The organism is Cupriavidus sp. (assembly GCF_057315035.1).
In genome coordinates this window covers 21,181-28,703 of the sequence record NZ_DBHKYV010000049.1, presented here as the reverse complement: position 1 = coordinate 28,703, position 7,523 = coordinate 21,181, and the positions used below count along the sequence as shown (strand labels likewise).

The 7,523-nt window shown below is 65.7% G+C and carries 5 protein-coding genes and 1 pseudogene; 5 read left to right on the top strand and 1 reads right to left on the bottom strand.

Going from position 1 to position 7,523, the window contains the following annotated elements; all coding sequences use genetic code 11:
• Entirely contained in the window at positions 1–1,359 is a 1,359-nt protein-coding gene (locus tag ACO550_RS34865; protein WP_315597927.1) for an efflux RND transporter periplasmic adaptor subunit, read from the top strand.
• Between the two features lie 7 nt (positions 1,360–1,366).
• Positions 1,367–3,490, top strand: coding sequence for a site-2 protease family protein (locus ACO550_RS34860; protein ID WP_315597926.1), 2,124 nt, complete (start codon positions 1,367–1,369; stop codon positions 3,488–3,490).
• 67 nt (positions 3,491–3,557) lie between these two features.
• Here ACO550_RS34860 and ACO550_RS34855 read toward each other — a convergent pair whose 3' ends face one another.
• The gene (locus ACO550_RS34855; protein WP_315597925.1) at positions 3,558–4,460 is read right to left on the bottom strand and encodes a LysR substrate-binding domain-containing protein; all 903 of its coding nucleotides are present in this window, start codon (positions 4,458–4,460) and stop codon (positions 3,558–3,560) included.
• A 100-nt stretch (positions 4,461–4,560) separates the two neighbouring features.
• On the opposite strand from ACO550_RS34855, the gene ACO550_RS34850 reads away from it, so the two are divergent.
• The 3 genes and pseudogenes from ACO550_RS34850 to ACO550_RS34840 all read left to right on the top strand — a co-directional run.
• Positions 4,561–5,574, top strand: a complete 1,014-nt coding sequence (locus ACO550_RS34850) for an aldo/keto reductase (protein WP_315597924.1) — start codon at positions 4,561–4,563, stop codon at positions 5,572–5,574.
• Positions 5,549–6,856, top strand: coding sequence for an MFS transporter (locus ACO550_RS34845; protein ID WP_315597923.1), 1,308 nt, complete (start codon positions 5,549–5,551; stop codon positions 6,854–6,856). Before ACO550_RS34850 ends, ACO550_RS34845 begins: the two co-directional genes overlap by 26 nt.
• 396 nt (positions 6,857–7,252) lie before the next feature.
• Positions 7,253–7,523, top strand: a pseudogene (locus ACO550_RS34840) (hypothetical protein); the annotation flags it as partial.

Genomic DNA, 7,523 nt, shown 5'->3' with positions numbered 1-7,523 from the left:
ATGCAGGCACAGCCCCAGGGTGACGTGGTCCTGCTGCTGCAGCTCGCTGAGCTGGAAAGCCTGTCGCGGCAGGCCGATACGGTACAGCAGTTGAGCTTCCATATCGCCAACGATGCCTATCCGCTGCTGCGCTACCGGCAGGCGCTGGTATTCGACGCGCATGCGGGCGGTCTGCGGCTGCTCAACATCTCGGGGCTGGTGTCGCTGGACGAGCAGTCTCCCTATGTGGTGTGGCTTGGCCACGCGCGCACGTGGCTGCAAGAGCGGCTGACCAGCGGCGAGCCGCAATGGCTGACACCCGAGGACGCCGCGCAGGCGAGCGAGATCGTGCGCGGCGGCTGGGAGGAATGGTGGACGGGCGGCGTATGGGCGCTGCCGCTGAAAACGCGCGGCGGCCAGGTGTTGGGCTGGGCGGTCTTTCTGCTCGACGCGGTGCCGTCGGCGGGGCACAGCATCGTGATGACGCGCCTGTCGCAGGCCTGGGGCTATCACTGGGAGATGCTGTCCAGGCGCCAGCCAAAGCTGTCGCGCTGGTGGGGAACAAGGACGCGCCGCATCGCCATTGCCGTCGCATTGCTGGTGCCGCTGATCCCCGTGCGGCAGAGTGCCTTGGCGCCGGCCGAGATCACATCGCTCGATCTGCAGATGATCAGCGCGCCTATTGAAGGCGTCATCAAGGTCATCCATGTCAAGCCAAACCAGCCGGTCAAGGCGGGACAGCCGCTGTTTTCGCTGGATGACACCACGCTAGCCCATCGGCTCGAGGTCGCCACTCAGGCTGTTGCCGTGGCCGATGCCGAACTCCTTGCCGCACGCCAGAATTCGTTCCGGAACGACGACAGCAAGGCCCAGCTCACCACGCTGCAGAGCAAGGCCGAGGAACGCCGCGCGGAACTGGAATCCATTCGCTCGCAGCTTCAGCGTCAGACCGTCTTCGCGCCGCGCGATGGCGTGGCCGTGTTCGCCGATATCAATGACTGGCTCGGCAAGCCGGTGGTGACCGGGGAGCGCATCATGCAGCTTGCCAATCCGGAACGGCCCGCCATGCTGATCCAGCTTCCGGTGGCCGATGCCCTGACGCTGGCGGTGGGGGCCCCGGTGAGCCTGTTCCTGACGGTGCGACCACTCAGCCCGCTGACCGGTACATTGATCGAGACCAGTTACCAGGCTGTGCCGACACCGGAAGGCGTGCCGAGTTACCGCTTGCGTGCCAGTATCGACCCCACCGAAAACGCCGAGGCCGGCGTGGCCCGCATCGGCCTGAAGGGCACCGCACGTATCAAGGGTGGATGGTCGGTGCTTGGTTACGAAATCCTGCGTCGGCCGCTGGCCAGCCTGCGGGCGCTGACGGGGCTGTGAGCGCGTCATGGCCAGCACCTTCCCCAGCCCCAGCCAACCCAGCCCGGAAGACTTGCCGCTGCCACCGGTGCGTGAAGACCTGCGCATCTTCCCCGGTGCCGCGCATGCCGACGGCAGCCCGGCGTGGATCATCGAGGATCCGGTGCGCAACCGGCACTTCCGCATCGGCTGGCTGGAATTCGAATGCCTGCAACGCTGGCACCTCGTGCCGTCCGCCGCCGCGCGGCAGATACGTGATACGACGCCATTGCAAGCCCTTGGCGGACAGGTACTCGCCTTTGCCGCATTCCTGCAGGCCAATCTGCTGCTGCGGCCCGCACCCGGCCGCAGCCAGGACATGGCGGCCGCGCACGCGCCGCGCGCGTGGCTGACCTGGCGATGGTGGCTGCATCACTACCTGTTCTTCCGCATTCCGCTGCTGCGCCCCACGTACCGCATGCAATGGCTGTACGCCCACTTGCAATGGGTATTCCGGCCATCCACCGCGTGGGCGGTGATTGCGCTGACACTGGTCGGGATAGCGTTGACGCTGCGACAGTGGGACACCTTCCGCCACACGTTGTTCGAATCCATCTCGCTGGAAGGCGCGGTGGGCTTCGCATGCGCACTGGTTGTGGCCAAGACGCTGCACGAACTCGGCCATGCATTGGTAGCCACGCATTTTGGTGTACGGGTAGGGCATATGGGCGTGGCGTTTCTGGTGATGTGGCCGATGCTCTATACCGACACCAGCGAGTCGTGGCGGCTGACCCGGGCGCGCCAACGCCTTGCAATCGCCAGCGCCGGCATTCTGACCGAACTCATCATCGCGGGACTCGCCACGTTGTGCTGGGCCTTGCTGACGCCTGGCCCGGCACGCCAGGCTTGCTTCTATCTCGCCACGACCAGTTGGGTCTTGTCCCTTGCGCTCAACGCCAGTCCGTTCATGCGCTTCGACGGGTATTTCATCCTGTCTGACCTGCTCGACCTGCCCAATCTTCACGAGCGCGCCGGCGCATTGGCCCGCACCGCGCTGCGGCGCCTGCTGTGGGGTTGGCACGATCCGTGGCCCGAGCCGTTGCCGGCAACGCTGCGTCGCAAGCTGATCGCTTTCGCCTGGGTAACGTGGTGCTACAGGCTGGTGGTGTTCCTCGGCATTGCGTTGGTGGTCTATCACCTGTTCTTCAAGGCGCTAGGTGTGTTCCTGTTCGCCGTGGAGATTGCGTTCTTTATCGCCATGCCAATCTGGAGGGAGCTGACCGTGTGGATCCGACGCCGTGCCCAGACGCCGCGGCTGCGTCGCGGCCTGTTGCTCGCCGGTTTCGCGGCACTCGTCGCTGCGCTGGCCGTGCCTTGGCCAACCGGGGTGCGTGCGCCGGCCGTGGCGCACAGCGCGAGCCAGTGGACCGCTTACTCGCCAGTTCCCGCCGAGATGATCACGCGTACGCCGGCGGGTACGGTCAAGGCGGGCGCGCCGCTGATCCAGCTTCGTCAGCCCGAACTCGCCAGCGAAACTCTCGCCGCCAAGGCCAGCGTGGCGGGCAATGACGCGCGGCTCACCGGACTGCTGGACTTGCGCCGTGGTATCGAACAGCAGGCCGCCACACGAGAGGCGCTGCAGCAAAGCCTCGCGCGCGTGCGCGCGGTCCAGGCGGAAGAACGTCGATTGCTACTGGTGGCACCTTTCGACGGCGCCTGGGTCGACGTGCCGGACGACGTGCGCGAGGGCTCGTGGGTGAGTCCGAAGCAGGTACTGGGTCGCCTGGTCGACCCATCGCATTGGCAAGTGGATGCCTACGTGAGCGAGTCCGACGTCCAGTACTTGCGTCACGGTGCACGCGCCTGCTTTTACGCCGAGGCACAGCCGGACCGTTACTGCGGCGTGATCCGCGCCATTTCTCCTTCCCGCAGCGCACAGATACCTTCTCCGCAGCTCACTACGCCACACGGTGGCCCGATCGCGGCAGTGGAGAAACAGGGTGTGCTGTTGCCGGAGGCGGCGCTCTATCTGGTGCAGATCGAATTGTCCGACCCACTGCCGTCGTTGATGGAACTTCGCGGGCGCGTCTACCTTGCCGGGGAGTCTCGCAGCCGTCTCGGCGACTGGCTGCGTAATGTACTGAGTGTCGGCATCCGGGAGGCGGGGTTCTAGTCAGGCTTGCGACCTGCGGATTCCAATGCGGTCGCTGGATCGCTCACGCTCTCCAGACCGCATACCATCAAAGCGAACTCGCCACGTCGGCGACCAGGGTCCGCAGCCAGATGTGCGCCGGATCCTGTCGATAGCGCACGTGCCATGCCATGTGCAGCGGAAAGGTTCCAAGGTCCACAGGCGCGGGCAGTACCTTCAGCCTTGCGTCGTGGGTCAGGCGCCGGCAAATCAGTTGGGGGAGCGTGGCGCAATAGTCGGTGGCCGAGACGATCTCGGGAATGGACGCGAAGTGCGTGACCGACACCACCACCTCCCGCTTGAGTCCCTGGCGGTCCAGGGCCTGGAAGAGCCCGGCGCGCAGGCGGCCTGGGGGCAGCACATTGACGTGCTTCAGTCGTTCGTACTGTGTCTTCGTGATCCGGCTGTCAATCGTCGGATGATCGGCGCGCACCACGCAGGCCAGGCCATCATCTGCAATGTGTTGCACGACGAGGTTATCTGGCTCATCGCTGAGCCGGCCCAGCACCATCGCGGTGGTGCCTGAGATCACGCCAGTCTCCGCGAGGTCGGTGCCGAAGGGCAGCGTACGCAGTTGGATGCCCGGCGCGAGTGCGCTCAGCCGAGCGACCAACGCCGGCACCAGCACGAACTCCACATAGCTGTTCGCCGCGATTGTGACGACCTGATCGGCGCGCGACGGGTCGAAGGCCCGCTGTCCGAGTACCACCGTGTCCATCGCTGCCAGCGCCTGGGTCAGCGCAGGCGCGAGCTGCTCGGCCTTCGCGGTGGGTCGCATGCCATAGCGTTCACGGATGAACAGCGGATCCTGCAGCACGATGCGCAGGCGTGACAGCGCATTCGATAGCGCCGCTTGCGTCATGCCCAGGCGGTCGGCGGCACGGGTCACGCTGCGCTCCTCCATCAGCGCCACGAAGATCGGTAGCAGGTTCAGGTCGTATCGCATCGACATATATATCGTCAGCAATAAAACTTGATTATATGAAATAAATTGGATGAATCTCTGTCCGGCGCCCATCATTCGCTCATCCCACCACCGAACGGAGAGCACCATGTCCCTCAAGAACCTCATCCCTGGCCGCCTGGGCTTTGGCACCGCACCGCTGGGCAACATGTTCCGCGCCATTCCCGAAGCCGAGGCACAGGCAACCGTCGATGCCGCCTGGCAGGACGGCATCCGCTTCTTCGACACCGCGCCGTTCTACGGCGCCGGCCTCGCGGAAGCGCGCCTGGGCGACGCGCTGGCCGGCCGCGACCGGGACAGCATGGTGTTGGCCACCAAGGTCGGGCGCCTGGTCCTGGACGAGGTCGAGGACGTCACCGCCCGAGACCTGGGCGAGAAGGGCGACGTGTTCCGGCACGGCCGCGCCAACCGGATCGTCAACGACTATTCCGAGGCCGCGACGCTGCGCTCGATTGAGGACAGCCTGCAGCGCATGAAAACCGATCGGCTCGACATCGTGTGGGTACACGACGTCGCGCAGGACTTCTACGGTGACGAGTGGCTCGGCGTGTTCGAGACCGCACGCAAGGGGGCCTTCAAGGCGCTGGACCGACTGCGTGACGAAGGCGTGATCCGCGCCTGGGGACTTGGCGTGAACCGGGTCGAGCCCATCGAACTGCTGCTCGACCTGCAGGGCCCGCAGCCGGACGGCTTCCTGCTGGCCGGTCGCTATACGCTGCTGGACCACTCAAGGGCCCTGCAGCGGGTGATGCCACAGGTGGCCGCCCGCGGCCTGGGCATCGTGGTCGGCGGGCCCTACAGCTCGGGCGCGCTGGTAGGCGGCCCCAACTTCGAGTACGCCCCGGCGACGCCAGCGATTCTGGAACGCGTGCAGGCGATCAAGACGATCGCCGATCGCCACGGCGTGACCATGAAGGCCGCAGGCCTGCAGTTCTCGCTGGCCCATCCGGCAGTGGCAGCCGTGATCCCTGGTGCGAGCCGCCCGGAGCGCATCGCCGAGGACCGCGCTGCCTTGGACGCGCAGGTGCCAGTCGGCTTCTGGCGCGAACTGCGCCAGGCCGGACTGGTGCATCCGGATGCACCGCTGCCGAATGGCATCTGAAACCTGTCTTGAACCACCACGCAGGAAAACCGTCATGCTCAACCAGGCTTACGAAACCCAACGCGCCTCGACCAAGACGCACCGCACAAACGCGCGCCAGATCAGCCGCAGAACGTTGACCCTGCTCGCACTGGCGCTCGGCACCTTCTCGATCGGTACGTCCGAATTCGCCAGCATGGGTCTGCTCCAACAGTTTGCCGCGAGCCTGGAACTCGACCTCACCAGCGCCACGCACGCCATCGAGGCCTACGCGCTGGGCGTGGTGCTCGGCGGTCCCGCCGTCACGATCCTGGCCGCCAAGCTGAACCGCAAGCACCTGTTGTTAGCCTTGATGGGCGTCTTCGTGCTGGGTAATGTGCTGTCGGCGGTGGCGACCGGCCTGGTCAGCTTCACGCTGGCGCGCTTCCTGAGCGGCATTCCGCAAGGGGCCTACTTCGGCGCCGGGGCCGTGGTGGCCACCTACATCGTCGGGCCGGGGAAGGGTGGGCGCGCCTTTGCGCTGGTGATGACGGGCCTGACCGTCGCCACCATCGTGGGGTCGCCGCTGGCCACGCTGATGGGCCAGACCCTCGGCTGGCGCAATGCCTATCTGGCCGTGTCGGCACTGGGCCTGTTGTCGCTGCTGGCACTATGGGCCTGGGTGCCCCGTTCCAACGCGCTGGACGGCGGGCCGGTGCTGCAGGAGCTTCGGGCCCTGAACCGCCCGGCCGTCTGGGCGATGGTGGCGGTGGCCGCCTTGGGCGTGGCCAGCATCTTCGCCGTCTACACCTTCGTCGGCCCACTCGTCACCGATGGCGCGCTGCTCGGCGAGCGCTGGATTCCGATTGCGCTGGGCATCTTCGGCGTCGGCATGACGGCGGGTAACGTCCTCGGCGGTCGGCTGGCCGACCGGCACCCCACGCGGGGCCTGGTCGCCGGTTTCGGCAGCGCGTTGGTCGCCCTGGCGCTGCTGGCGATGGGCGGTCAGAACGCCGGTGTCCTGATGGCCGGTCTGTTTGCGGTGGGCGCAACGATGATGGTCGCGATCCCGACCATCCAGGTCCGGCTCACCCAAGCCGCTCCGGATGCGCCGACGTTGATGGGCGCGATGAACCTGGCCGCCCTCAACGTGGCGAACGCCATTGGCGCCTGGACAGGCGGGCAGGCCATCGCGCAGGGCCATGGGCTGCTGTCAGCAGTGTGGGCCGGCTTTGCGCTGACGCTCGCCGGTCTTGTGCTGTTCCTGCAGATCTCGCGCAAGCCCGCCACCGTTGGCCGGACGAGCAAGGCCTACTCGGTCTAGGGCCGGAAGATGATCCGACTGACTGTCTTCCGGTCGTCGCTGCAATAACTGCTCAGGACGCAGCCGGCCACGACTGTTCTTCGACTCAAGGATGCGATGCGCTCCTGGGCGCCCAGACCATGGCGCCAGACGGCCTCCTGATCTGATCTCCCCACGCCTTGTCGATGCGTTCAAACGCGGAGTCGGGCAACGGGACGCCAGCGGTTATGCGCTCGGAACCACCAAAGCCAGATCGGCCATCGTCGAGGGCCGTGCTGAGATGCTCAGAGACCCAAAATCCTGCGTTTCGGGTGCAAACACTACCCGACTGCCGGAACCAGATACCGCAAGACGCGACGACTCCTACATGCTAAAACGATATATACTCTTTTTCCAATTCATTGCCCGAAACTCAACGTGAACTCTCCGACCATCAAGGCCCCAACGGATCAGGTGTTTTACTTCCCAACCAGCGCCGAAACCGACAAGAAGCAATCCGAAGCTGAAGGAAACCCCGAAGCTACGGAGAAGCCGGAGGCCGTAACAATGGAGAAGCCAGAAGGCGAGGAGAAAACTGAAGCAAAGATGGGAGCCGAGGGCACGGAAGAGCCGATAGCCGAAGCGAAGCCCGAAGCCAAGGCAAAGCCTGCAGCCAAAGCGAAACCCGAGGCCAAGGCAAAGCCTGCAG